Annotated in this window: 26 protein-coding genes; 4 read left to right on the forward strand and 22 right to left on the reverse strand. The window is 68.9% G+C overall.

What is annotated here, in order from left to right:
• Window positions 1–19: 19 nt before the first annotated feature.
• From SK854_RS45350 to SK854_RS45370, 5 genes are all read right to left on the reverse strand, one after another.
• Entirely contained in the window at window positions 20–976 is a 957-nt protein-coding gene (locus tag SK854_RS45350; protein ID WP_319981385.1) for a zinc ribbon domain-containing protein, read from the reverse strand.
• 13 nt (window positions 977–989) lie between these two features.
• Window positions 990–1,292 carry a hypothetical protein gene (locus SK854_RS45355; RefSeq protein WP_319981386.1) on the reverse strand — a complete coding sequence of 101 codons (303 nt, stop codon included), beginning with the start codon at window positions 1,290–1,292 and terminating at the stop codon, window positions 990–992.
• A gap of 94 nt (window positions 1,293–1,386) precedes the next feature.
• The gene (locus SK854_RS45360; protein ID WP_319981387.1) at window positions 1,387–3,201 is read right to left on the reverse strand and encodes a 4-alpha-glucanotransferase; all 1,815 of its coding nucleotides are present in this window, start codon (window positions 3,199–3,201) and stop codon (window positions 1,387–1,389) included.
• A 105-nt stretch (window positions 3,202–3,306) separates the two neighbouring features.
• Window positions 3,307–3,732 carry a RidA family protein gene (locus SK854_RS45365; RefSeq protein WP_319981388.1) on the reverse strand — a complete coding sequence of 142 codons (426 nt, stop codon included), beginning with the start codon at window positions 3,730–3,732 and terminating at the stop codon, window positions 3,307–3,309.
• Between the two features lie 13 nt (window positions 3,733–3,745).
• Window positions 3,746–4,657 (reverse strand): LacI family DNA-binding transcriptional regulator, encoded by a 912-nt coding sequence (locus tag SK854_RS45370; protein ID WP_319981446.1) that lies wholly within the window; start codon window positions 4,655–4,657, stop codon window positions 3,746–3,748.
• 31 nt (window positions 4,658–4,688) lie between these two features.
• On the opposite strand from SK854_RS45370, the gene SK854_RS45375 reads away from it, so the two are divergent.
• Window positions 4,689–5,147: a peroxiredoxin gene (locus SK854_RS45375; protein ID WP_319981389.1), complete on the forward strand. Its 459-nt coding sequence runs from the start codon at window positions 4,689–4,691 to the stop codon at window positions 5,145–5,147.
• A 254-nt stretch (window positions 5,148–5,401) separates the two neighbouring features.
• Window positions 5,402–5,629, forward strand: coding sequence for a hypothetical protein (locus SK854_RS45380; protein WP_319981390.1), 228 nt, complete (start codon window positions 5,402–5,404; stop codon window positions 5,627–5,629).
• Here SK854_RS45380 and SK854_RS45385 read toward each other — a convergent pair.
• From SK854_RS45385 to SK854_RS45440, 12 genes are all read right to left on the reverse strand, one after another.
• Entirely contained in the window at window positions 5,599–6,090 is a 492-nt protein-coding gene (locus SK854_RS45385) for an MmpS family transport accessory protein (protein ID WP_319981391.1), read from the reverse strand. The genes SK854_RS45380 and SK854_RS45385 overlap by 31 nt on opposite strands.
• A gap of 84 nt (window positions 6,091–6,174) precedes the next feature.
• On the reverse strand, window positions 6,175–7,458 hold the full coding sequence (locus SK854_RS45390; protein WP_319981392.1) for a glycosyltransferase: 1,284 nt from the start codon (window positions 7,456–7,458) through the stop codon (window positions 6,175–6,177).
• 41 nt (window positions 7,459–7,499) lie between these two features.
• Complete coding sequence (locus SK854_RS45395; RefSeq protein ID WP_319981393.1) at window positions 7,500–8,069, reverse strand: TetR/AcrR family transcriptional regulator; 570 nt, start codon at window positions 8,067–8,069, stop codon at window positions 7,500–7,502.
• Between the two features lie 2 nt (window positions 8,070–8,071).
• Window positions 8,072–9,022, reverse strand: a complete 951-nt coding sequence (locus SK854_RS45400) for an LLM class F420-dependent oxidoreductase (RefSeq protein ID WP_319981394.1) — start codon at window positions 9,020–9,022, stop codon at window positions 8,072–8,074.
• 61 nt (window positions 9,023–9,083) lie between these two features.
• Window positions 9,084–9,740 carry an O-methyltransferase gene (locus SK854_RS45405; protein WP_319981395.1) on the reverse strand — a complete coding sequence of 219 codons (657 nt, stop codon included), beginning with the start codon at window positions 9,738–9,740 and terminating at the stop codon, window positions 9,084–9,086.
• Between the two features lie 13 nt (window positions 9,741–9,753).
• Entirely contained in the window at window positions 9,754–10,512 is a 759-nt protein-coding gene (locus SK854_RS45410; RefSeq protein WP_319981396.1) for a hypothetical protein, read from the reverse strand.
• Window positions 10,512–12,020: an HAL/PAL/TAL family ammonia-lyase gene (locus SK854_RS45415; protein WP_319981397.1), complete on the reverse strand. Its 1,509-nt coding sequence runs from the start codon at window positions 12,018–12,020 to the stop codon at window positions 10,512–10,514. Before SK854_RS45415 ends, SK854_RS45410 begins: the two co-directional genes overlap by 1 nt.
• A 95-nt stretch (window positions 12,021–12,115) precedes the next feature.
• Entirely contained in the window at window positions 12,116–12,841 is a 726-nt protein-coding gene (locus SK854_RS45420) for an SDR family NAD(P)-dependent oxidoreductase (RefSeq protein WP_319981398.1), read from the reverse strand.
• Window positions 12,838–14,286: an AMP-binding protein gene (locus SK854_RS45425; protein WP_319981399.1), complete on the reverse strand. Its 1,449-nt coding sequence runs from the start codon at window positions 14,284–14,286 to the stop codon at window positions 12,838–12,840. Before SK854_RS45425 ends, SK854_RS45420 begins: the two co-directional genes overlap by 4 nt.
• Window positions 14,287–14,379: 93 nt before the next feature.
• Window positions 14,380–15,171, reverse strand: a complete 792-nt coding sequence (locus SK854_RS45430) for a M23 family metallopeptidase (protein ID WP_319981400.1) — start codon at window positions 15,169–15,171, stop codon at window positions 14,380–14,382.
• A gap of 397 nt (window positions 15,172–15,568) precedes the next feature.
• The gene (locus SK854_RS45435) at window positions 15,569–17,626 is read right to left on the reverse strand and encodes a transglycosylase domain-containing protein (RefSeq protein WP_319981401.1); all 2,058 of its coding nucleotides are present in this window, start codon (window positions 17,624–17,626) and stop codon (window positions 15,569–15,571) included.
• A gap of 159 nt (window positions 17,627–17,785) precedes the next feature.
• Window positions 17,786–18,814, reverse strand: a complete 1,029-nt coding sequence (locus tag SK854_RS45440) for a carbohydrate kinase family protein (RefSeq protein WP_319981402.1) — start codon at window positions 18,812–18,814, stop codon at window positions 17,786–17,788.
• A 51-nt stretch (window positions 18,815–18,865) separates the two neighbouring features.
• Between SK854_RS45440 and SK854_RS45445 the strand changes: the two genes are divergently transcribed.
• Together SK854_RS45445 and SK854_RS45450 are read left to right on the forward strand one after the other, a co-directional pair.
• The gene (locus SK854_RS45445) at window positions 18,866–20,083 is read left to right on the forward strand and encodes an MFS transporter (protein ID WP_319981403.1); all 1,218 of its coding nucleotides are present in this window, start codon (window positions 18,866–18,868) and stop codon (window positions 20,081–20,083) included.
• Window positions 20,084–20,108: 25 nt separating this feature from the next.
• Entirely contained in the window at window positions 20,109–20,795 is a 687-nt protein-coding gene (locus SK854_RS45450; protein ID WP_319981404.1) for an alpha/beta hydrolase, read from the forward strand.
• Here SK854_RS45450 and shbA read toward each other — a convergent pair.
• The 5 genes from shbA to SK854_RS45475 all read right to left on the reverse strand — a co-directional run bounded on the left by shbA (window position 20,758) and on the right by SK854_RS45475 (window position 25,394).
• Entirely contained in the window at window positions 20,758–21,360 is a 603-nt protein-coding gene (shbA, locus tag SK854_RS45455; protein WP_319981405.1) for an RNA polymerase sigma factor ShbA, read from the reverse strand. The genes SK854_RS45450 and shbA overlap by 38 nt on opposite strands.
• Window positions 21,361–21,591: 231 nt before the next feature.
• Window positions 21,592–22,818: a cyclopropane-fatty-acyl-phospholipid synthase family protein gene (locus SK854_RS45460; RefSeq protein ID WP_319981406.1), complete on the reverse strand. Its 1,227-nt coding sequence runs from the start codon at window positions 22,816–22,818 to the stop codon at window positions 21,592–21,594.
• A complete protein-coding gene (locus tag SK854_RS45465) occupies window positions 22,815–23,495 on the reverse strand; it encodes a DUF1365 domain-containing protein (RefSeq protein WP_319981407.1) in 681 nt (226 codons plus the stop codon). The genes SK854_RS45460 and SK854_RS45465 overlap by 4 nt, the downstream gene beginning before the upstream one ends.
• On the reverse strand, window positions 23,492–24,730 hold the full coding sequence (locus SK854_RS45470) for an NAD(P)/FAD-dependent oxidoreductase (protein WP_319981408.1): 1,239 nt from the start codon (window positions 24,728–24,730) through the stop codon (window positions 23,492–23,494). Before SK854_RS45470 ends, SK854_RS45465 begins: the two co-directional genes overlap by 4 nt.
• On the reverse strand, window positions 24,723–25,394 hold the full coding sequence (locus tag SK854_RS45475) for an alpha/beta hydrolase (RefSeq protein WP_319981409.1): 672 nt from the start codon (window positions 25,392–25,394) through the stop codon (window positions 24,723–24,725). Before SK854_RS45475 ends, SK854_RS45470 begins: the two co-directional genes overlap by 8 nt.
• Between the last annotated feature and the right edge of the window lie 14 nt (window positions 25,395–25,408).

The raw sequence follows: 25,408 nt of genomic DNA on the forward strand, positions 1-25,408 counted from the left end.
GTGCCACAACGTCGCGGCATCACGCCGTTGTGACGAACGGTCCGGCCCGTGAAGTCCTCGTCTGATCCGATTGCTCGGCGCGAGGTGAACGCCTCATCGCCACCAGCCCGCACGTTGCGGGACTTCCGGCCGCTCCACGTCCGTTCGAACCCTGCGGCTCCAGGTCTCCAGCCTCTCCAGCACCTGTTGTGCTCCTCGCCACCAACGAGGCGAAGTTACGGGCGGCGTTCCTGTCGCGGCCGACCCGCAAGCCGCACGAGTCACAGCAAAACACCCGGACGTGTGGCGAAAGCCTGGCTTTCACCACACCACAGTCCGAGCAGGTCTTCGACGACGGGTACCAACGGGCGGCCACGACCAGACAACTACCCCGCCACCGCGTCTTGTACGCCGGTTGCCGCCGAATTTCGGCGAAGCCGGTATCAGCGATCGCTCGGGCAGGCCGCCGGCCGCGCCGCGTTCCGGCAACGTTCAGGTCCCCGACCACGATCGTGCCGAACTCGTTCGCCGGCTCGTGCACGCCGTCGCGCCGCAGGTAGGCCATGCGGTGGCGGATTCGGCTGCGGCGCTGATTCGCGGTGCGGCCCGCGCGTCGGTTCGACTTGAACCTCGGAAACCGCGCCGGGCGGCCCGCGCGCCTGCCTGTTCGGAAGCCGGACCAGTTGACAGGGGCCCGCGCGAGGCTGCCCAGGGCGCGCTCTGGCGCGACGCCATGACCGGCTTCGGCCTCGCGCTGGTCCATCACCGCCTTGACCAGTGCCAGGCCCCGGTTGAACGCGAACCGCGCGGCACCGCGGTGCGCGGACGATGCCCGCGCCTGTGCCGGGGTCGGGTCCGATGCGAACCGGTAGGCCTGGTGGACGATCACACCCCGAACCCTACGAGCGAGCACCGACAATTCCGGGCCCGCTACAGCGAGGTTCTCACGAGAGTGGGAGCGGCTTAATTCGATCGTGTGATCGTCACCTGCCGGCAACTACCGGACGCAGTCACACTCCTTCGTGTGCAAGAACGAGCTGCCCACGTGCGGCCGTGAGCAACGTGCGGGCTTCCTGGATCTCCGCGTACTTCAGGTGTTCACATGCGGCCTCGGCGCACGCCAGCGCGTGCTGAAGGGCGATGTTGTCCTCGACGGGACCCGCGTCCCGCAGCGCGTCACGAAGGGATTCCTCCGCGCGCCGTGCCCCGACCACCGGGTCGCCGAGCGCGGTGGGTCTCACCGAAGCGAGGACCTGCTCGACGGCCAGTTCAAGCACGCCGGTTGATGTCCGCGTGCCCACGGCTGAGCTCATTTGGTACGCCACCTCCAAGAACGTTCGTCTTCCGCCGTCCGGTGACGGCTCTACAGTACTCCGCAGGTCTATGACCTGCTGTTACGCAAAAGTTTCATCTTTCGCGGTTGCGCAGTGGCCGCGTGATCTCCCGGACTCGTGGAAAGAAATCATCCAATGCCACCGGCAGGGGAATTCTCCAGTTCGGGTGCTCGTCGATCGTGCCCGGCACGTTGGGCTGCCGGGTTTCCCGCAGAGCGTCCTGAGGTGAGGTCAGGACCAGCGCGCAGGGGGCCTGCGCGAGCAGTTCGTGGGCGCCTTCGACCCTGTCCGCGGTCTTGATGCCTTCCTGCCGCATCAGCTCGTCGAAGTCGGGGCCGTCGGGGCCCGCGAAGAACGTCGCGGCGGTCGGCAGGTCGTGCGTGGAGATGCTGGCCATCTGGTTCGGGTTCCACTGCGACGGCGGGATCAGCGGGTGACCCTCGGCGTAGTAGTCGCGCTGGAAGTAGAGGACGGCGCTGGTCAGCATGCCGTTCTCCTGCAACGTCTTCGTGACGACCGGCTCGACGGTGCCCAGGTCCTCGCCCACCACGACGGCGCCGGCCCGGTAGGCCTCCAGCGCGAGCACGCCGAGCATCGCGTCGGAGTCGTAGTAGACGTAGGTGCCGCGCGACGGTGGCTCGCCCGGCGGGATCCACCAGAGCCGCCACAGGCCGGCGACGTGGTCGATGCGGATGCCGTCGGCGTGCTTGAGGACGCTGCGCAGCACCTGGCGGAACGGGCGGTAGCCGGTCTCGGCGAGCTTGTCCGGGCGCCACGGCGGCAGGCCCCAGCCCTGGCCGTCGGCGCTGAACGCGTCGGGTGGCGCGCCGACCGTGACGTCGATGGCGAACACGTCGGGGTCCGCGAACGTGTCCGCGCCGCCGGGGTCGACGCCCACCGGCAGGTCGTGGATGACACCGATGGCCATGCCGGCCTCGTGCGCGGCGAGCCGGACGTCCTGGAGCTGGCGGGTGCAGAGGTGCTGGAGCCAGGCGTAGAACCCGACCCGTTCGGCGGGAGGTTCGGGACGGTCGGCGGGCCACGTGCGCCAGTCCTTGCCGTGGACCTCGGCGAGCGCGCAGTACGTGGCGAACTTCTCCAGCTCGGCGTCCATCTCGACGTCGCCGCCGGGGAAGAGCAGCTCCAGTGCCTGCTTCTTGGCGTCCCAGATCTCGTCGTAGTCGATCAGCTCGTGACTCTCGGGCCTGAGGTCGCGGATGAGCTGCCGGGTGCGCGGGCAGGCCTGCAGGAACTCGGCCGTGTCGGTGACGCGCAGGTACAGCGGGTTCGCGAACCGGCGGCTGGTCGGCGAGTACGGCGAGCGTTCGACGGGATGCGTCGGCGACGGCGCCTGCACGGGGTTGACCAGCACGACGCCGGCGTCGAGCTCCAGGCTGCTCCGGCGGGCGATGGTGGCGAGGTCGGCGAAGTCGCCCATCCCCCACGAGTCCTTCGAGCGCGCGGCGTAGAGCTGCAGCATCCAGCCCCAGGTGTGCGGGACGTCCGGCAGCGTCCTGGGCGCGACGGCGAGCGTGACGGTCTGGTCCCCGGTGACGACGCGGTGCCAGCCGAGCGGAACCGAGTCGGGCACGTGCCGTTCGACGGCGAACGAGGTGCCGTCCTCCAGCTCGATGGTCGCGGGGCCGCGCAGGTCGTACGTCTCGTACTCGCGGATGACGATCGTGGGCGGGAGCTTCTGCTCGGCCCGCCGCCGCTCGACCGCGGCGAGTTCGCGGGCGACCGAGTCCTCAGTGGACGCGTCGACACCGAACTGGGCGAGGATCTTGACGACGACCTCGTGATCGACCGCGACCTCTTGCTGGTCCGCGTTTTCGTACCGTGTGGCAACGCCCCAAGCGTCCGCCAGCCGCGCCACCAACTCCTCCACAGGTACAAGCTATGTCATAGCCCGGTCCGCATTACCAGAGCAAATGGTCCCTGGTCACCCGATGGGTGCAGGCCGGTCGAGACACCTACTCAGAGATGCATTTACTTAGACATCCGATGCTTCACCTGGAATAGCGACGACCGCCTCGACCTCGACCAGGAAATCGGGGCCGAACAACGCCGCCACCTGAACCAGCGTGCTGGCGGGGTTGGGCACTTCTCCCAGCGCGGGCCGCAGAATCTCGTCCCGCACGTCACGAATGGTCTGAACCTCCGACGCATCAAGCACGAACCACGTGAACTTGACGACATCCGACCAGTCCGCGCCAAACCTCCGAATGACGTGATGAAGATTGCTCAGCGCCTGCCGCGTCTGCGCCGCCAGGTCGTCCACGCCGACAGCGCACCCCTGCGCGTCGACCGCGACCTGACCGGAGACGAACGCGAGCGTGCCGGTGACCGTGACCGCGTGGGCATAGCCGGGGGTCGTGGGCAGATCGGGCAGTTCGGTCAGACGCTCCTGGGCGGGCATGACGCCACCCTACTCAGGCGGCGGGTCCGCTGGAGTTGCGCACGACCAGCCGCACCAGGTGCTCCGCCGGTTCGATCTCCCCACCCCTGATCAGCGTGAACAGGTCGGCGACCGCCCGCTCCCCCTGGGTCTTCGCCGCCCCCTCGACCGCGGTCAGCCCGACCACGCGGGTGAGCTCCTGCCCGTCCAGCGACACGATCGACACCTCGTCGGGCACCGCGCGCCCGTCCCGTTGCATGCGCAGGAAGATCCCGACAGCCGCGGCGCCGTTCGAGCTGATCACCGCCGTGGGCAGGCGTTCGCCGTCGAGCAGCACGTCGACCACCTGCTCGCCGCCGTCGACGGTCGGCGAGCACCACACCGTCCACTCGGGACGAACTTCGAGGCCCGCGGCGACCAGGATCTCGTCGTAGGACTCGTCCACGCCGTCGGCCAGCACCAGGGCGACCTCGCGATGCCCGAGAGACTGCAGGTGGGAGACGGCGGTCTGCAGCGCGTGGCGGAGATCGGTGTCGTCGACCGTGACGTGCGGGACCTCCAGCGACTCCAGCGCGACCTGCTCCGAAGAGGACAGCGACATCGACAGCAACAGCACGCCGTCCACCCGGCGCCCCAACGGCAGCTCGTCGAAGAACTTGGCGCGCGCGTCCGCGTCACCCAGCACGTAGAGCAGCACGTCGTACCCGGCCTGCCGCAACGCGCCCTCCGCGCCCGCCAGCACGGGACTGACCTCGGACGTCAGCACCGCGATCGCGTACCGCCGCCCACCCGCCAACGAAGAGGCGTCGCGGGCGATCGCGTACTTCATCCGGCGCGCGACGTCGCTCACGTGCTGCCTGGTCGCCTCGGACACGCCCGGTTCGCCTCGCAGCGCACGCGATACGGTCGCAGCGGACACCCCTGCGGCCTTGGCCACGTCGGACATGCTGGTCACGGCCCGAGCGTATTGGAGATCCATGAAGCCCGGCGACCTCGCCCCCGACTTCACGCTGCCCGACCAGGACGGCGCCGACCGCAAGCTGTCGACGCTGCTCGAGGACGGCCCGGTCGTGCTCTTCTTCTACCCCGCGGCGATGACGTCCGGGTGCACCGCGCAGAGCTGCCACTTCCGCGACCTCGCGAAGGAGTTCGAGGAGGCAGGAGCCCAGCGCGTCGGGATCTCGATGGACGACGTCGCGAAGCAGAAGGAGTTCGCCGAACTGAACGGCTTCGACTACCCGCTGCTCGCCGACGTCGGTGGCGACGTCGCGGAGCAGTACGGCGTGCGGCGCCGGTTCGGGCCGATCCCGGTCAAGCGGCACACGTTCGTCATCGGGGCCGGCCGCGAGATCATCGAGGTGGTCAAGAGCGAGTTCTCGATGAACGCGCACGCGGACAAGGCGCTGGCGGCGCTCCGCGAGCGAGCCGCTCGGTAGCCGGCTGACCGACGATCGCGGCGAGAGCGGTCTCGTACTCCTTCGCCTGGGTCGGCGTCAGCTGCTTCGACACCCGGACCAGCACGCCGCCGGCGACGTAGTCGTACTCGGCGAGGATCGGCGTCTGCTTGCCGAAGGACTGGATGTCGTCCATGCGCGCCTTGGCCGCCGCCTCGGAGGGTGTCGTTCTCCTTGGTGATCGCCACCTCGCCCTCCACCGCGACACGCGTGTCGGTGAACGCGGTCTTGGACGTGTGACCGTTCGGTCGTCCGAGCAGTTTGTTCGGGTCGTCGTCCGCGGTGAAGACCTTGGTCAGCTTCAGGCTGGGAACCTTCTGCGCCAGCGCGTTGGTGACTTCTTCGGCGTCGCGGGCTTGTTCTCCGCCGGAGCTACCAGGACGTCGGCCGAGCCGGTCGGGCTGCTGGTCGACGGCGGGCAGGACGGCGGCGCTCAGGAGTCGGTGATCGTCAGCACGCCGTAGGGCCCGGAAGCCTTGCCCTCGCGGACAGTCGTGCCGTCGATCGTGTACTTGCCGTGCACCTCGGCGCCGTCCGGGCCCGCGACGACCACGAGCATCACGGACTCGGACGCGGGGTCGGCGGGCACCTCGACGGTGCGGGTCCACGGCAGCGTCACGCTCGCCTCGTTGTGGATGGTCGCGCCGACGGTCGCGGTGACGTTGAACGCCTTGCCGGTACCGGTCACCTCGAACACGACGGTCCGGGTGGCCGGTGCGGGCGACTCGACGGGCTCCAGCGAAACCCCGGTGTCCGTCGAAGGGTTGAAGGTCCGCTCCAGCATGGTCGTCACGTGGCTGCCGAACGCGAGTGCGCCCGCGACCACCAGCACCGTGATCAGCAACAGCACCCAGGGCCACTTCGGCGACCTGGGTGGCTCGTGCAGCGGTGGTGCGATGCCGTATTCGGGCGGTTGGTGCGACATGAAGGCCCCCTGATGAGGGAGTCGATCTCTCGTCTCCCGCCGTTACCACCGCTGGGACGCGGCGCGGCGCGAAAAGGATCCGTGTCAGCCGGTCTGCACCGAGCCGGCCAGGGCCAGCCGTTCGACGTGGTCGGCGCTGAGCGAGCCGGCGTCGTGCTGCCGGTACTCCGCCGCCAACTCCCGGGCCCGCACCCGGAACGATCCGCCGTGCAGCACCTCGCGCACCGCGGCCCTGATCGCCTTCTCCGACGGCGCCGAGGTGCGCAGGTTCAGGCCGGCGCCGGACCGTTCGACGCGGGCGGCCACCTCGGGCTTGTCCTCGGTCGTGCCCGCCACGACCAGCGGGACGCCCTGGGCGAGCGCGAGTTGCACACCGCCGAACCCGCCGTTGGTGACCATCGCGGCGATTTCGGGCAGCAGCCGGTCGTAGGGCAGGAACGGCGCGGTGAAGGCGTTGGCGGGCAACGGGCCCACGTCGTGCGCGCCGGTGCTGGCGACGACGGTGACCGGCTCGTCGGCCAACGCGTGGATCGTGGGCAGCACGAGCTGCGCCAGGTCCATGTCCGCGACCGTGCCCTGGGTGACGTGCACGATCGGGCGGCCGGCGGTCATCATGCGTTCCCACCAGTCCGGCAGGTCGACGGACGGCGCCGGGTCGACCAGCGCGCCGACGAACTTCACCTGTGGCGGCATGTACGTACGCGGGTGCTCCAGGCCGGCGATGCCGTTCTGCAGGTGCAGGTGCGACGACACGGTCGCGAGCCCGCGCTCGCCCGCGGGCAGGCCGAGGCCGGCGAGGATCCGGTCGCGGTGCCGGAACACGGGCTTGAACGCCACGTTGTCCAGCAACCCTCGCACGGCCGCGTACCGCATCCGGGCGAACGCACCGGTCCGATACCGCAGGCCAGGTCCGAACGGCGGCACGTCCGGCGCGGGCAGCATCATCGGCATCACGCCGACGCTGACGGCGCGAGGCCCGCCGAGCTGTTCGACCAAGGTCGCGCCGAGGTACGCGGCGTCGTGCACGACGAGGTCGGCCGGTCGTTCGGCCAGCACCCGCCGCAGGTCGCTGACCTGCGCGGGGATCGGGTCGAGGAACACCGCGGTCATGTCGTAGCGCAGCTTCGCGATGCCCTTGAGCCTGGCGCGCTCGGGGAACAGCTCGTCGACGTTGCGGCCCTGGTGGTCGGTCGACGGGTCCATCGCGACGAACTCGGCGCCGGTCGCGGCGATCCGGGCCGCGAACACCTCACCGGTGCACCACCGCACGTGATGGCCGCGCTCGGTCAGCGCACGGGCGATGGGCAGCAACGGCGCGACGTGGCCGGGTACGGGCATGGTCGCGAACAAGAGGTTCAGGCGGGGCACGGGAGCAGTCGACCAGATCGCGCTTAACGCGCCCTAATTCGTCATCTCAATCCGGCCAGCACGAAGTCCGCGATCTCCCCCGCCAACTGGCCTGGCGTCTTCTGGCCGTCGGGCCGGAACCACATGGGCAGCTGGTTGACGACGCCCAGTGCGATCCGCACGACGGTGTCCGCGGGCACGACGGAGCTGAACTCGCCGTCCGCCTGCCCCTTCTCGATCACCGCCAGGAACGTCTCGTGGTAGCGGCGGCGTTCGGCGCGGAACTCGGTCATCGAGTCCTCGCCGAGCCGGTGCAGTTCGCGGACGAACACCGCCGTCTCGTCGACCCGTTCGGCCGTGGAGATGACGAGCGAGGCCAGAATCTCGCGCACCGTCTCGCCCGCGGGCAGGCCGAGGCCGATGATCCGGTCCATGTCGGCGGACTGGGACGTGATCAGCAGCCGGTAGATCTCGAAGAGCAGGTCGTCCTTCGCGCGGAAGTAGTGGTAGAGCGCGCCCTTCGTGACCTCGGCGGCCGTGACGATCTCCTGCACCGAGGTCGCGTCGTAGCCCTGCGACGCGAACAGCCGCACGGCCGTGTCGAGGATCTTCTGCTCGGTCGCGCTGGGCATCGCTAAGCCTTCGGTGCCAGTGCGCGTACCTGTTCGATCTGGTCGCCACCGGTCGGGAGCAGGGCGATGATCGGGGTGTCGACGCCCGCGGCCTGGTACTCGGCGACGCGCGAACGGCACTGGTCCAGCGATCCGTGCACGACCAGCGCGTCCACGACCTCGTCCGGGATCGACTTCGACGCGGCCTTGCGGTCACCCGCCGCCCAGGCCTCGTGCATCGGGCGCAGCGCCTCGCCACGACCCAGCCAGTCGTGGAACGCCGCGTAGGCGGGCACGGTCAGATAGGTGCTGATCAGCATGCGTCCCAACGCCCGCGCGGCGTCGGCGTCCTCGGTCGGGCAGACGAAGATCCGGGCCGCGAGCTCGGCCTCGCCCAGTTCGGAACGCACCTGCGGCACGTCGGTCGCGGCGAGCCAGTTGGTGATCGCGCCGTCGGCCTCGCGACCGGCCAGGCGCAGCATGTTCGGGCGCAGCGCCGCGAGCATGATCGGCACCTTCTCCGTCGGCGGGCGCTCCAGCTTGAAGCCCTTCACCGAGAACGTGTCGTAGTCGGCGCTGACCTTCTCCCCCGCCAGCGCGGCCTTCAGGAACCGCAGCGTGTCGCGGGTGCGCTTGAACGGCTCCTCGAACGGGATCGCGTTCCAGCGCTGCACGATCGCGGGCGACGACGAGCCGATGCCCAGCACGAACCGCCCACCGGTCACCTCGGCGAGCGTCGCCGCGGTCATCGCCAGCGTCGCCGGGCCGCGCGTGTACACCGGCGCGATCGCCGTGCCGAAGCGCAGCTCGGAGGACCACTGCGCGGCAAGCGCGAGCGGCGTGAACGCGTCGGTGCCCGTGGTCTCGGCCGACCACACGTCCGTGTAGCCGAGCCCGGCGAGCTCGGACACCAGCGCGCGGTGCTCCAGCACCGGCACACCGATCAGCGGCAGTGTGATTCCCCAACGAGCCATGAACGCCTCCAAAGTCAGCGACTTGGGGGCACCCTACCGACCGGTCGGTATGCTCACAACCTCACTTCTTGCGGGCCATCGTCAGGCCGTCCGCGATCGGCACCAGCACCGACTCCACGCGCGTGTCGGCGCGCACGAACTTGTTGAAGGCGTCGATCGCGGCGGCGTTGCCCTCGGGCTGCTCGTCGGCGGCCTCGCCGTAGTAGAGCGTGTTGTCGGCGAGCAGCAGGCCGCCCTGCCGCACGCGCGGCACCAGCAGGTCCCAGTAGTGGACGTACCCGACCTTGTCCGCGTCGATGAACACCAGGTCGATGACCGGCTGCTCCGGCAGTTCGGCCAGCGTCACGGCGGCCGCGCCGATCCGCAGGTCGATCCGGTCGCGCACGCCCGCCGCCTGCCACGCCTCCTCGGCGATCGCGGTCCACTCGGTCGAGAGGTCGCAGGTGATGACCTTGCCGGACGGGGGCAGTGCCTGCGCGAACGCCAGCGTGGAGTACCCCGTGTAGGTGCCGACCTCGACCACCGTCTGCGCGCCGGTGAGCTTGACCAGCAACGACAGCAGCACCGCCTGCTCGTGCGGGATCTGCATCTCCGCCGAGTCGCCGAGCTCGGCCGTGCGGGCGATCAGCTTCTCCTGCACGGCGCTCGGCTGACCGGCCTGCTCGCGCACGTAACGATAGATCTGCGGGGTCATGACCACGGTCTTGAAGTCGTTCACGCGCGGCCTTCTCTCATAGTCGGGTGGCGAACGTCCTGAGTGTCTCTCCGTACTCGGGGCTCAGCGGGTGTTTCGCGAGGTCGTGACCGATCGCGGACAAGATGGCCGTGCGGTGCGCCTGGTAGCGGCTCACGCACACGCACTCCCTGCTGACGAGGAAGAACTCGTCGAACCGGGCGCGTTCGGCGTCGGTGGTGGGCACGCTCGTACGGCCGGACTCACGCAGCAGCGACGGTCCGCCGGGCACGAGTCTGCGCATGACCTCCTTGTGTGCCACCAGGTTCGCCTTGCTCGCGGAGGAGATCGGCTCGGCCGCCACAGGCCCCAGTGCGGCACGAGCCCTGCGCAGCAGGCCGGGCAGTGGCTCGTAGTCACGTGCCCATCGCCCGCTGAACGCCGGGTCGAACGTCACCATCATCGGCCGGATGACGTCCTCGTACACCTCACGGGAACAACTGCCCGAATAGGCGAGCATCACCGAGTACGCGTCGTATCCAAGCGCAGTGAGGCGGACTAGTTGCGAATCAGGCTCGCGTGTCAACCGATCGAGTGAATCCGACAGAAACTTCCACACGAGAAATGCGCCGTGATGGCCGAGAAACCACCGGTGCACGGCCCGTTGCACCGGGTCTTGCGGCGCGTTGATGACGATCGGAATCTGAAAGCACCGGTCCGCGCACGGAATCAGTTCCGCGCCCGGCATCGGCAGCCGCAGGACGGGCAGGTCGACCCAGGTGTGCCCCCACGCGGGCAGGCAGGCGGGAGCGCTCATCATCCACCGTCCACTTCGGACACGACGGCGTCGAGGAGATCCGCGACCTCGCTCAGCGCGGTGTCGAGCGGCCGGTCCTCCACGATCGGCGGCACCACCTGCGCGATCCGGTCGAACACCTCCGCGAGCCGCGGCGCCAGCGGACGGCGCGCGCCGACGTGCACGGCCTGGCGCAACCCGATCGCGAGCCCCGCGTGCAGATATCGCAGCAGCCGGGCCTGGTCGAGCGCGGTGAACGCGGCCTGCGTGCCGAACGGGACGACGTCCTGGTTGTGCAGGTTCGTCGGCAGGCTCTGCACCGAGGCGGGCGCGGCGGCCCTGCGCATCGCGGCGACGGTGGCGGTCGTGCACAGCTGCACGCCCTGAAGCGCGTGGTGCTGACCGGGAAGCGGGCTGAGCATCGGCGGCAACCCGTTGGTGCGGTGGGGATCCACCAGCAGGTCGAGCTGACGTTCGGCCAGGTTGCCCAGCTGCACCAGCGCGACGTTGAGCTGGTCGGCCGCGAAAGCACTGGGCTGGCCGAAGAAGTTGCCGCCGTGCACGACCTCCCCGTTCTCCGGGAAGAACAACGGGTTGTCGCTCACGCCGTTGAGGTCGCGGCGCACCACCTCGTCCGCGTGCCGCACGCTCGTACCGGCCGCGCCGATCAGCTGCGGCGTGCACCGGATGCTGTAGGGCTCCTGCAGCGGACGCTCCCCGGATGGCTTACTCCCTTCGAGCCAACTTCTAATGGCCGCACCCGTTTCAGCGACGTCCGGATGCCCGAACGCCGCCAGTAGTCCAACCGACGTGAACTCGACACCGCAGCCGAGGACGTCGGTCATCAAGGCGGACAACAACTCCGCCGTTCGCCGCGCGCGAACCGACTGTGCGACAGCGAGTCCGAGAGCTGCGGCGGTCACCGAAATGCCGTTGACCAACGCGAGGGCGTCCCGGCCACCGAGCACGAGTTTCCGGAGCCCTGCCCGTGTGAGCGCTTCCTCGGCGGGCATCAGCCGCCCCTCGAAGAACGCGTTCCCGTTACCACGCAACGCATGGGCCACATAGGCCAGTGGCTGGAGGTCTCCACTCGCACCGACTGACCCCAAACGTGGTACAGCCGGTGCGAAATCGGTGTCCAGCATGGCAGTCAGCGAGTCCACGACCTGCTCGGACACTCCGGATCGCCCCTGCGCCAAAGAGAACAGTCGCGTGAGCACAGCCGCGCGGGCGACCGCCGGCGGCAGCAGTTCACCGTGGCCGACGATGTGGTGGAGGATGGTGTTGTCGCTCTGGCCGGCGCTGTCCGCGCGGCCCTCGAACTCGACGAGCGGACCGAAACCCGTTGTGACGCCGTAGATGGCGCGCCCGGACGAGCTGACTTCGAGCACGAACTCGTGGCAGCGCGCGATCCGTGCGCGCACGTCCGCCGGCAGTTCGACGTGCAACGGATCGCGGGCGAGTTCGAGCTGCGCCGGTGCGAGGTGTGCGGCCAGATTCAGGACAGCAGAAGATGTTCCGACAGGCACGATGCCTCCAGATGACTTGGGAGCCACTCGCGACGATCCCGGTTGACCTGCCTGCGAGGAAGGGCCTTATGTACGCACTAAACGAGGAAAATTTCTCAGCTGTCCTTCGGCGTGATCAAGCCGCCGGAGAGGTGATCGAACTCTCCGCGCACGATTCGGCCCAAAAGATCGGCGGACTGCTCCAGCGGAGTGAACCTGCCCGTGTCGCGCTGAGACCTCGCCCACGTCGAGATCCTTTGCTGGTGCGGATCCTGCGAGTCCATGGTGGCGCCACGGCGCATCAGGCCGATGTCGACCATGCCGGGATCGAAGCTCAGCACGGCGATGGGCCGGTGCTTCAGCTCGATCGCGAGGTTCTCGGTCAGCTTGATCACGGCCGCTTTGGACACGGAGTACGCGGTGACGTAAGGCCATCGGTGCACGCCGGCGTTGCTGACCACGTTGATGATCCGGCCGCTCGTCATCGTGCGGATCGCGGCGTTGGCGGCGAACGCGGTGCCGCGCAGGTTCACCTCTAACGTGTGCCACCAGTCATTCTCGTCGACCTGCCACGTCGGACCGACCGGTCCGCCCAGCGCACCGTTGTTGACCAGCACGTCGATCCCGCCGAGGCTCTCGATGAGCTTCGGTGTCGCGTGCGGATCGCCCAGGTCCGCGACGTGCGTCTCGACGTCGACGCCCCTGGCCGTCAGTTCGGCACGAGCGGTGTCGAGCGCCTTCTCGTCGCGTCCGGTGATGACGAGCTGATGTCCTTGCGCGCCAAGGACGTCGCTGAACGCCCTGCCGAGTTCCTTGGCGCCACCGGTGATGAGCACCCTCACTGCGAGGCGTCCTTCAGCAGGCGACGAAGGATCTTGCCTGAGACGGACTTCGGTATCTCTCGCACGAACTCAACCTGGCGGATCTTCTTGTAAGACGCCACCTCCGCAGCCACGAAGGCCATCAGTTCGTCCGCGGTGACGTCGCCTTGCGTCACCACGAAGGCTTTGGGGATCTCGCCGTTAACCCGATCGGGCGCACCGATCACGGCAGCGTCCTGAACGGCGGGATGCCGGCGCAACACCGCCTCCAACTCGGCGGGCGCGACCTGGTACCCCTTGTACTTGATCATTTCCTTGATGCGGTCCACGACGTGGAACCGGCCGTTGTGGACTCGCACGAGATCCCCGGTGCGCAGCCAGCCGTCCACGAAGGCGTCGCGGGTGGCCTGTTCGTCGCCGAGGTAGCCGTCCATCACCTGAGGGCCGCGGATGAGCATCTCGCCCTCCGCCGCGTCCGTTGTGGTGCCGGGCTCGACGACGCGCGCCTCGGTACCGGGACAGAGCACGCCGACGCTCGTGGGGTCGGATTCCACGTCACCGTCGAATGTCTGGTGCGTGCCACCGGCTTCGGTGAGGCCGTAACCCTGCCGGACGGGCGCCTGGAGCTTGCGTTCGGTTTCCCGGCGGATGGTGTCGTCGAGCGGGGCGGCGCCGCAGAGAACGAGCTTGAGACTCAGTTCCGGTACCGGCTCTGGATGATCCGCGATGGCGGCGGCGAGCGGCGGCACCAGAAACGCCCGTGTGACGCGATGTTCCGCGAGGCGCCGCAAGTACGTTCCGGCGTCGCTGCGGGGCATGGTGACGAGCGTGGCGCCACCGAGCAGGCCGGAGTTGAGGATGATCGCGAAACCGTAGACGTGGAAGAACGGCAGGTTCGCCGCGAGCACGTCGGTCTCGTCGATGCGCCAGCCCGGCCGGTGCTGTTCCAGGTTCGCGACGAGCGCGCGGTGACTCAGGCCGACGGCCTTGGTGAGACCCGTTGTGCCGCTGGAGAAGAGGACGACCGCCGTGGCGCCGGGATTTCCCGGTGGCAGCGAATCTTCTTCGCTCTCAGGGAGGTCGTCGAGGTCGAGCGTCGCGGTGACGTTCGCGAGCTCCTTGAGCCGCGCGATCTCCGGCGGCGTGAGCATCGGGTTGATCAGCGCGGCCGTCGCGCCCGCGGCCATGACCGCGTGCAGGCCGACGGCGTACCTCGGCCGGTTGAGACTGGCGATCGCGACCGTGTCACCGGGCCGGATCCCAGCCCTGACAAGGCCTTTGGCGGTTCGCTCGACCTGATCGGCGAGCTCGGCGTAGGTGAGCGACTCGCCCGTGACGGCGTCCACGAGCGCGACTTTGTCGTTGTGCCGTGCGCGTTCCAGAACGTGTTCTGGCACAGTGCGTTCAGGAACGGCCACTGCCGGCAGGGGGCTGTGGTAGATCACTGGCGCGACTCCGGTGTCCACGCCGCCGCACCTGTTGCACGGCGACGTGGCCGGACACTATCGGCACTTTTCGTGATCGTGTGAGCGAGTTGGTCAGAAGCTCACCAAGTCTGGTCAGAGACTCACACCGCGCTCGGCCAGCCAGCCGACGGGGTTGATCTTCTGCCCGCCACCGGCCCACACCTCGAAGTGCACGTGCGGCCCGGTCGACTGGCCGCGGTTGCCGATCGTCGCGATCTGCTGCCCGGCCTTGACCTTGGCGCCCTGCGGAACGTCGATGGTGTTCATGTGCCCGTAGACGGTGATGGTGCCGTCCGCGTGCTGCACGCGCACCCACAGCCCGAACCCGGACGCGGGCCCGGCCTCGATGACCGTGCCGTCCATGACGGAGACGATCGGGGTGCCGATGGCGTTCGCGATGTCGACGCCGTTGTGGCTGGTTCCCCAGCGGGCACCGAACCCGGACGTGAACGAGCCCTGAGCGGGCCGCACGCACTTCGGGCGCTTCGCCTCCTCCTCGGCCGCGATCCGCGCCTGCTCGGCCTTGGCGGCCTCCTGGCGCTTCACGTACGCGCCCTCGGCGGACTTGAGGGCTCCGGCGACGTGGTACTGCGCCTGGATCTGCTCGGCCTGCAGCAGCTTGCGCGCCTCGGAGCCGGTGTCGACGGAGTGAATCGTCTGCGGACCCTGCTGCTGCGGCGGGGCGGTCATCGCGGCGGCGAGGTTCTTGGTCGCCGCGACGGGGGTGATGAGGCGGTCGACCGGGGACACCGTGCTCGCCGCCTGGGCGAAACCGGCGCCGGCGAGGGCGCCGGCGGCGACGACCACCGCAACGGCCTTCTTGCGGTCCAGGTCCACTCTGGTGATGACGTCGACCAGCGGACCCTTCGCACGATGCCGTGCCAAAACTGCCTCCATGCACTCGGGGGAGTTCGGCAACCGCGCTTCGCCTGGCGTCGGGGGGCCTGGCTGCGGGCTTCGGGGGCCCGGTGGTGGACTGGACCGCTTCGGGGGCGTTCCGTGTCCTTGCGGTTATCGAACCGTGACATGCGGCGCAGAACGTAACCTCGCGTCACCGGCCCGAGCAAGCCAAGTGGGTGTTCAGGTGATTAGGCCCACTACCAGTCACTTTGGGTAATCGTGTCATTCAGGGCTTGGTCAACACGTTCTGAACCAATCCTCGCCAGTACGTTTGTACTGGTCAGTCGCTTTATCGAGAAAGGTTTGCGGAGCCGTCCCGCACACGACAGAGGGCCGTCGGACGCACTTGGCGTCCGACGGCCCTCTGGGACCGAACGGTTGCTTACTTGTACTTGGCCGCGGCCGGCTTGAGCTGTTCGACCGGCAGCCCTTCGTGGATGGCCTTCATGGCGTTGAACCACGTCGGCGCGGCGGACTGGCCACCGAAGATGCCGTTGCGGCTACCGGGGCACAGCCGAATCGGGTCCGCGCAGATCACCTGCGGGTTGTTGCCGTCCGCGTACGTCATCACCGCGCCCGCGTACTGCGGGGTGGCGGCGAGGAAGGCGACCGACTTGCTCTCCTCGGTGGTACCGGTCTTGCCGATGGCCGGACGGTTCCAGCCGGAGCCCTGGGCCGCGCGAGCCGCGGTGCCGCTGCCGTGGATGTCCTGCGACATGCCCTGGGCCAGCGTGTTCGCCAGGTCGGGCTCGACCGCCTGCTCGCAGGGCTTCTCCTTGAGCGGGATCTCCTTGCCGTAGCGGTCGATGACCTTCTCGACCGGGGTCGGCGGGCACCAGGTGCCGCTGGAGACGATGGTGGCGGCCACGTTGGCCAGTTCGAGGACGCTGGTGGCGCCGGGGCCGAGGGTGTAGGAGCCCGCGTTGTTCTGCTTCGTCCAGTCACCCTGCGACGGGCCGTTGGAGCCGTCCGCCTTCAGCGGCTCGGCACCGCGGTTGACCGCGCTCAGGGTGTCGCGCATGCCGAGCTTGTACGCCATGTCGACGACGTTGCTCAGGCCCGCCTGCTCCTGCAGGATCACGAAGCCCGTGTTCGGTGACTGGGCCAGGGCCTGGGTCAGCGTCATCTCCTCGGCGTAGTCGCCCGAGTTCTTGACCTGCCAGGCCGAGCCGCCGTTGGGGTAGACCTTCGACGCGTACGTCTTCGGGACCTTGATCTTGCGGTCGATGCCGGTGATGTTGCGCTGCATGGCCGCGGCGGCGGTGAAGACCTTGTTCACCGAGCCGGGGCCGAACGGCAGGACCTCGGCGGGCACGGGACGGGCGACCTGGCCGAGCTCGGCGTTGTTGCCGAAGTCGCGGGACGCGACCAGTGCGCGGACGCGGTGCTTGTCGCTGCCGGGCTGGACGACGGACATGACGTTCGAGACGCCGTTGGTGGTCTTCGGCACCTGCTTCTCGGCCGCGTCCTTCGCCGCCTTGGTGGCCTTCGGGTCCATCGTCGTCTTGATGGTGAGGCCACCGCGCTGCAGCTGCTTGTCCGTGATGCCGGCGTCGCGCAGGTAGTCGAGCAGGTACGAGCAGAAGAAGCCGTAGATCGGGCCGTCACCGGCGCCGACGCAGCCCTTGGGCAGGATCTGCAGGTCCTCGACGACGCCCAGCGGCGCGGCCTTGAACTCCTCGGCCTTCTTCTTGGCCTCGGTCTCGTCCGAGCCGAACGCACCGTTCTCGCGCATCTTGTCGATGACGATGTTGCGACGCTCCAGAGCCTTCTCCGGGGACGCGCCGGGGTTCAGCGACGACGGGCGGTTCGCGATCGCGGCGAGCAGCGCGGCCTGCGGAACCGTCAGCTTGTCGGCCGTGGTGTTGAAGTACGCCTTCGCGGCGGCACCGACGCCGTAGGTCTGGTTGCCCAGCGGCACGATGTTGAGGTAGCCGGTGAGGATCTCGTCCTTGCTCATCTGCTGCTCGAGCTGCAACGCGACCCGCGCCTCGCGCATCTTGCGGCCGACCGTCGCCTCGGTGGCCTTCTCCCAGGCCTCCTGCTCGTTGTCGGCGCCGAGCACGAACGCCATGTAGTTCTTCACGTACTGCTGGGTGAGCGTCGACGCGCCCTGCGTCGCCCCACCGTCCACACCGGCCTTGGCGGCGGCACGGGCGATGCCCTGCCAGTCGACGCCCTGGTGCTCGTAGAACCGTTTGTCCTCAATGGCCAGGATCGCGCCCTTCATGGTGTCCGCGATGTCCTTGGTCTCCAACGGGATGCGGTACTGGTCGTACAGGTAGGCGATCGCCTGGCCGTCCATGTCCTGGATGGTGGTGACGAGCGGCAGCTCACCCTTCGCGAGATCGCCCGACGTCTGGTCGACCGTGTCGGCCGCGCGGTTGGACGCGAGCCCGAGACCTCCGACGAACGGGAACACCATCGCAGCGAGGAGCACGCCCGCAGTCAGGCACAACCCCAGCAACTTGACCAAGCCTGACGCGCGTGCGGCGAACAAACCGCAACTCCTTCCGAGCAAAACCCCAGAGACTCTCTATACGTATAAGTCGCGCGGAAGGCCCATGAGGTTGCGTCCGCTGATCGACTGATTTCCAACCTACCGGAGTAGTCGGAGGCCGATCGTCGGACTTGCCCTGCGCACCTCGACGCCCGCGTGGTCGGGAAGGACGTCGTCGAGGAACCCGTAGCGCGCCAGTTCTTCGTCGGGCCGCCTGCTCACCGTCCGCCACCAGACCGCGATGTCCCCCCAGCCGGGAGCGGACAGGGAGCCGCCGAAATGTTGCACGGACAGTGCGGCACACAGGTTCGCGAACCGCACCCGGTGTTCGAGGGGCCACCCGGCCAGAGTGCCCATGACGAACCCGGCCCCAAACACGTCGCCGGCACCGGTCGCGTCGAGTTGCGCGACGTTGAGCCCCGGCACGTCCACGCACTCGCCGGTGGCGCTGTCGACGGCGACCGCTCCCCCGCCTCCGCGTGTGACGACCACCACGGGCACGTGCTCGGCCAGTTCGCGCGCGGCGGCCTCCGGGGTGTCGGTGCGCGTGTAGCCCTGCGCCTCCACGTGGTTCGGGAGGAACACGTCATATCCGTCGAGCCTGCGCAGGAGTTCCGGCGACCACGCCCCGGTGCGGTCCCAGCCGATGTCGGCGAAGAGCTTGGCGCCGTTCTCCTTCGCCGTGCGCACCCACTGCTCGTCCTCGGCCTGGATGTGCACGAAGCACGCCTTGGTCGAGGGCGGCGGCGAGAAGAGGTCGTCCGCGACAACGGGCGACTTGTGCCCGTGCGTGACCATGCTGCGGTCGCGTTCCATCGCCATGCTCACCGTCACCGGCGAGTGCCACCCGTAGAAGCGACGGCAGTAGGAGAGGTCGACGCCCTCCTGGTCGGCCAGCACGTCCCAGCAGAAGTCGCCGTACGCGTCCTCGCCGAACGCCGCCGCCAGCGCGGTCTTCAGTTCGAGCCGGCGCAACGCCACCGCGAGGTTCGCGATCCCGCCGGGGCACGACCCGAGACCCTCTGCCCACACCTCGGTCCCCGGCTCCGGTGGGCGGGGCAGGCCGGTGAAGATGATGTCGAGGAAGACCGTGCCGGTGAGGAGCACGTCGTAGTCCGGTTCCGCCATGCGTAAACCTTGCCATCCGGATTCGGCGGTCATGCGATAGAAACGTCGGCCATGGGGGTTCCACTCAGGAAGAACGTTCAATTTCAGCTGCTCTGGCTCGGCGGTGCCGTCTCGCAGCTCGGCACCACGATCACGACGCTGGCGATGCCACTGCTGGTCGTGGCGCTCACCGGCTCGTACTTGCTGCCCGGCGTGATCGCGGGCGCGCGGGCCGCGGCGCTGCTGCTCACCCTGATGCCGGCGGGCGTGTGGGTGGACCGCTGGGACCGCCGCAAGACGCTGGTCTGGAGCCAGTCCGTGCAGGCGCTGGCAGCCGCTCTGCTGGCCGCCGCGATCCTCACCGGTCACGCCTACGTCGTCGTGTTCGTCGCGCTGGCCGTCGTCGACGGCGTCTGCACCGCGTTCGCCGGCCCGGCCCGCACGTCCGCGATCCAGGCCGTCGTGCCCCAGGAGCAGCTCACCACCGCCTACGCCCAGGAGGAGGCCCGCAGCCACGCGGCACGGGTGGCAGGACCACCGCTGGGAGCCCTGCTCATGGCCGTCGGCCGCGCGGTCCCGTTCGTGGCCGACGCGATCACGTTCGCCGTGGCCGCGGTCTGCGCCTGGTTCGCCAAAATCCCGGCTCGCGGTGAGCAGAAGCCTCGCCGGCGCATGCACCACGACATGAAGGACGCGGCCCGCTGGCTCTGGCACCAGACCGGCCTGCGCAACCTCACGATCATCTTCCTCGTGCTGAACCTGCTCGGCGGCGCCTCGATGCTGCCGGTGTTCGCGCTCGTCGCCGAACGCGGCGGCACCGGACTCGACACCGGCCTGGTGCTCGCGGGCATCGGAGTCGGCGGGGTCATCGGCTCGCTGCTGTCCCCCAGGGTCACGCTCGCGCCCGGCAAGCTCATGGTCGCCGTACTGGTCGTTTTCGGCGCCTGCAACCTCGCGATGGCACTCCCGTTCGGCATCTTCTGGCCGTTCGTGCCGCTGGCGCTCACCGCGGTCGTCACGCCGCTGATCAACGTGTCGGTGTCCGCACTGCACTCGACACTGGTCCCCGAGGACATGATGGGCCGCCTGGACGCGGTCTCGACGCTGGCCGTCCGCGTGCTGACGCCACTCGCGCCGGCGCTCGGCGGGTTGCTGGCCGGTGTGTTCGGCGGCGCGGTCGCGTTGCTGACGTTCGGCGCGTTGATCCTGGTGACGGCGGTGGCGGCGGCGTTCACCGATCTCAAGACACCGGCGAACTTCCACTCAGCGGAAGCCGATGCTTCCCACTGACACAGCCGGAGCGTCCACTGAGGACATGTCCGAACGCCCCACTCTGCTACTCGTGCACGGCGCCTGGCACGGCTCCTGGTGCTGGAACCCGCTGCGCACCCTCCTCGAATCCCACGGCTGGCGGGTCGACACGGTCGACCTGCCCAGCGTGGCGCCGCAAGACGCGCCCAGACACGGCATGCACGACGACGCCCAGGCGATCAGGGACGCCGTCACCGGCCCGACGGTGGTGATCGCCCACTCCTACGGCGGCATCCCGGCGACCCAGGCGGCCACACCCGAGGTCCAGCACCTCATCTACGTAGCCGCGTTCATGCCGGACGTGGGCGACTCGCTGCTGAACATGGTCGGCGGCACCGCGCCGCCGTGGTGGTGCGCCGAGGAAGACGTCATCCACGCGCTGACGCCGGAGACCGTCTTCTTCAACGACGTCGACGCCCCGCCGACGGACAGACTCCTGCCGCAAAGCCTGAAGGCCTTCACCGACGAGCTCACGGAGGCGGCCTGGCACGGCACGCCCAGCACCTACGTCCTCTGCGAGAAGGACAACGCCATCCCGCCGTTCGCCCAGGAGGCGATGGCGGGACGAGCGACCACGATCGAACGTCTTGATGCAGGACACTCCCCGTTCCTGTCCTGCCCGCAAGAGCTCGCCGCGATCATCGAGAACGCGGTCAGCCTTCCTCGGCGACCATCTCCCGCATCCGAGTGAGCGCACGGTGCTGTGCGACTCGCACGGCACCAGGAGTCGACGACACGGCCAGCGCGACCTCCTCGGCGGACAGGCCCACGGCCACCCGCAGCACGAGGATCTCGCGCTGGCGGGCCGGCAGCTTGTGCAGCAGGCGCGTGACCTGGGCCATCATCTCGCCGTTGACGGCGTGCTGCTCCGGGCCCAGGTCCAGCGACGGGCAGTCCGGCAGTTCCGGCACGACCTCGGCACGGTTGCGCACGGCGCGGCGGCGGGCGTCGGCGACCTTGTGGGCCGCGATGCCGTAGACGAACGCGAGGAACGAGCCGGGCTCGTAGCGGTACTTCGACAGCGCGCCGAGCACCGCCACGCAGACCTCCTGCGCTATGTCCTCCGCCGAGACCAGCGTGCGCTCGCGGCCGCCGACCCGTGCGCGGCAGTAGCGCACGATCAGCGGCTGGATCCGGCCGAGCAGGTGCTCGACCGCCCGTCTGTCTCCGGCAAGTGCGGCATCGACGAGGTCGGCGAACTCGGCTTCGGCGAGCCACTGGCTGGAGACCGGTGCCTGGAGCACCCGACGGCGCATGGGCACCGTTGGCTGGTTCCAAGACTCCTCAGGAACGAGGACGTCTACACCGCCACCGGTCCGCACGGCTGTGGGTATGACCATCCCGGCGACCCTCCTCCACTACAGCGACACTAGGGGCTTCACTGAAGTAGAGACCGCAGCGAGCCGTTTGATACCGCCTGCATCCAAGAGGACCACGAAGTCCATGCGGGTGGGGCACGCAGCACCCTTATGGGGTAGAACGTGGTCCTAATGGCCCAGTCGTTCGGCCATGCCGAATTGCTGTACTCCCAGGTATCCGACGCGGAAACCTGCCTCCGAGTAGGCCAGGTAGAACTCCCACATCCGGCGGAACGTGTCGTCGAAGCCCAGCTCCCGCACCTCGTCCCAACGGGTGAGGAACGTTTCGCGCCACCGGCGAAGCGTCTCGGCGTAGTCCTCGCCGAACGACCGCGTCTCGACGATCCGCAGCCGGGTGTGGTCGCGCACCGACTCCTCGATCGACCGCACCGACGGGATGAGCCCGCCGGGGAAGATGTACTTGTGGATCCAGGTGTAGCTGGCCTTGCTCGCGATCATGCGGTCGTGCGGCATGGTGATCGCCTGCAGTCCGACGCGGCCGCCGGGAGCGAGCACGCGGTCGAGCATCGAGAAGTAGTCGGGCCAGTATTCGGCACCGACTGCCTCGATCATCTCGACGCTGACGACGGCGTCGTACCGGCCGTGCTCCTCTCGGTAGTCACGCAGCTCGACCGTCACCCGATCGTGGAGGCCCTCGGCCCTCACCCGGTCCAGTGCCAGCTTGCGCTGTTCGGCGGAAATGGTCAGCGACGTGACCGTGGCACCCCTCTGGGCGGCCCGGATCGCGAGCGCGCCCCAGCCCGTGCCGATCTCCAGCACGCGTGAGCCGGAACGCACGCCCGCGTAGTCGAGCACGCCGTCGATCTTGCGCAGCTGGGCCGTGCGCAGGTCGGCGTTCCCGCCCTCGAACAACGCCGACGAGTACGTCATCGTCTCGTCGAGGAACACCGCGAACAGCTCGTTCGACAGGTCGTAGTGCCGGTGGATGTTCTGCCGCGAGCCCGCGACGTCGTTGACCTCGGTCTGCCGCCGCTCCGCCCACCGCCGCATCAGCTGCAGGCGCGGCGGGATCAGCGTCGAGAGCTTCGCCGCGAACACCGAGAGCACGTCCGCGAGCTCGTCGGAGACCCAGTCGCCCACCATGTAGGCCTCACCGAAGCCGATCTTGGCGTCGGCGCCGAGGCGGTGGAAGAACTCGCCGGGCCGCACGATCCGCATCACCGGACCGCCCGCTCCCCAAGTCCTGCCGTCGGGGAACTGGACGGTCACGTGCAACGAGCGCACGGCTTTGCGGAACAGCGCCTCGGCGATGCGGGCCCTCATCGGCGAACGCGGCGCCGTGAACAGTCCGGGCCAGACGCCCTGACCAGGACGGGGCAGGGACAGCGTGCTCATCCATCACTCCTGGGGATGATCGGAATACGCCTCAGGTAGAGGGCAATGCCATGACGGCGGATCAGCGCGGACACGCGCTGGGGCATCAGCGGCCGTTTGAACAGCATGCGCAGTCCCGAACTGCGCTCGCCCTTCATGGTCGCGCTGAAGGTCGTCTTCCCGTTCTGCCGCAACGCGATGGTCACGGACAGCTGGTTCCCCGGTTTCGGCAGCTTCATCACGTAGTGGCCGTCGACTTCCAGGAACGGGGAGACGTAGAACTCCTTGTCCACCAACGCACGGCCATGGGCGTCGGTGCGCAGCAGATAGCAATGACGTCCGCCGTAGGTGTTGTGCACCTCCGCGACGACGCACGCGAGCTCTCCGGAAGCGTCGTGGCACCAGAACACGGACAGCGGGTTGAAGACGTAGCCGAGCACGCGGGCGTTGGCGAGCATCAGGACCTGCCCGCCGCGGAGGTCGATCCCCTGCTCGGCCAGCCACTCGTCCAGGTTCTCCCGGATCGTCTTGTCCGGCGAGCCGAGATGATCGCGGGCCTCGAACTTCGCGAACGGCCTCGCCCACCACGGTAAGCGCGGCATCTCGCCGAGATCGACCAACCACATGTAGGCGCGATGGCTGAAGGCCCGGTCGATCAACTCGCGCCGGGAGTGCGTGATCAGGACGTCGTAGATCACCAGGACACCCCGAAGTGCTGGGCGGCGCGCACTCCGGACGCGCAGCCGTCCTCGTGGAAGCCCCAGCCGTGGTAGGCACCGGCGTAGGCGGTGGTCGAGGTGTTGATGCCAGGCAGACGTCGTTGCGCCGCAACGGACTCCGGCGTGTAGATCGGGTGCTCGTAGACCATCTTCGCGAGCACGCGGTCCGGGTTCACGTCGTGCGGGTTGAGCGTGACGACGAAGTCGCGTGGTTCGTCGAGCCGCATCAGCCGGTTCATGTGGTAGCTGACGAGCACCTGGCCGTCCGCTTCCCGGCAGGCTCGCTTGTAGAGGTTCCAGGACGCCCGCGCGCCGTTCGCGCGCGGCAGGATCGAGGCGTCGGTGTGCAACCAGGTCTCGTTGCGCGAGTACTGGAACGCGCCGAGCACCTCCTTCTCCGCGCGCGTCGGGTCGGCCAGCAGTCCCAGTGCCTGGTCCGGGTGCGTGGCGATGACGACGTGGTCCGCGGTGTGCAGCACGTTGTTCTCGTCGCGGATCTCCACGCCCGCACCGTTGCGCGTGACGGCCCTGACAGGCGTGCCGACGTGCACGGCGTTGAGGCCCTTCACGGCGCGATCGACGTACGTGCGCGAGCCGCCGACGACGGTCTTCCACTGCGGGGTGCCGCCGATCGCGAGCATCCCGTGGTTGGCGAGGAACTCGAACAGGTACCAGGCGGGGTACTTCATGCTCAGCGCCGCACCGGACGACCACACCGCGCTGACCAGCGGAATGATGAAGTGGTCGACGAAGTAGCGCGAGTAGCCGCCGATCACCAGGAACGCGCCGAGCGTGACGTCGTGCGCCTCCTCGTGGGCGAGAACGCGCTGGGCGTGGCGGTAGAAGCGGGTGACCTCGGCGAGCATCCGGACGTAACGGCCGTTGACGGCGTTCTTCGGCTGCGCGAACAGCCCAGGCAGCTTCCTGGCGCCCGCGTACTCCAGGCCGCAGCCGTCGCACCGGACGCTCATGGACATCTCGGAGTCCTGAGTGGACACGTCCAGCTCGCGGAAGAGCCTGATCAGGTTCGGGTACGTCCGCTCGTTGTGGACGATGAACCCGGAGTCGACGGCGACACCGCCGATGTCGTGCGTGTGCGCGTGCCCGCCGAGCCTGTCGTCTGCCTCGAACAGCGTGACGTCGTGCTTGCGTTGCAGCACGTAGGCGGCGGTGAGCCCGGCCACCCCTGCTCCGATGACGGCGACCTCAGCCACGCGAGCCTCCCAACGGCACGTCGAGACCTCGCGGCGAGGTCTCCTCCATGGCATTCGCGATGTCGGGCGCCACCGGTTCGAGCCCGAGCTCACCGTGGACGAAAGCCACGACCAGCCGGGTCCAGTCCTTCGCCCGCTTGAGCATCGCGTGGCCGTCGCCGACGACGCTGAACCGCGCCACCCGGTCCGTCACGGTCTTGGCCTGCCGCGCGAACCTCAGCGACTGGGCCGGATCCGTCATCCGCTCCTGGTCGCCGTGCGCGATGAGCAGCGCCTTGCCCCTCAGCTGCTCGAAGGGCTCGCCAGGCACCAGCCACGGCGCGAGCGCGCACACGGCGACCACGCTCGGATGCCCGGCGACCCGCAGCGCGGTCCGGCCGCCCATGGAGTGCCCGACGAGCACGATCGGCCGGCCGGGATGCAGCTCGGTGATCTTCGCGAGCGCCCACTCGGCGTCCTTCACCGGATCGAGGCTCGGCGCGTTCCAGCCGCGCACCCGGTAGCGCAGGTTCCAGATCTCGACGCCCGGTGCCCGCAGCGCGCGGGCCAGCGGGACCATGCGCAGGTACGCCAGGTTGTGGCGCCGGACGGGTCCGGTGCCGTGTTCACGTCCGCCATGCAGCACGAGCACAACGGCGTTCGTACCGTCCGGCGGTTTCAGCACGTCAACATGCGGAT

Source organism: Lentzea sokolovensis (assembly GCF_033949975.1).
Lineage (GTDB): Bacteria > Actinomycetota > Actinomycetes > Mycobacteriales > Pseudonocardiaceae > Lentzea > Lentzea sokolovensis.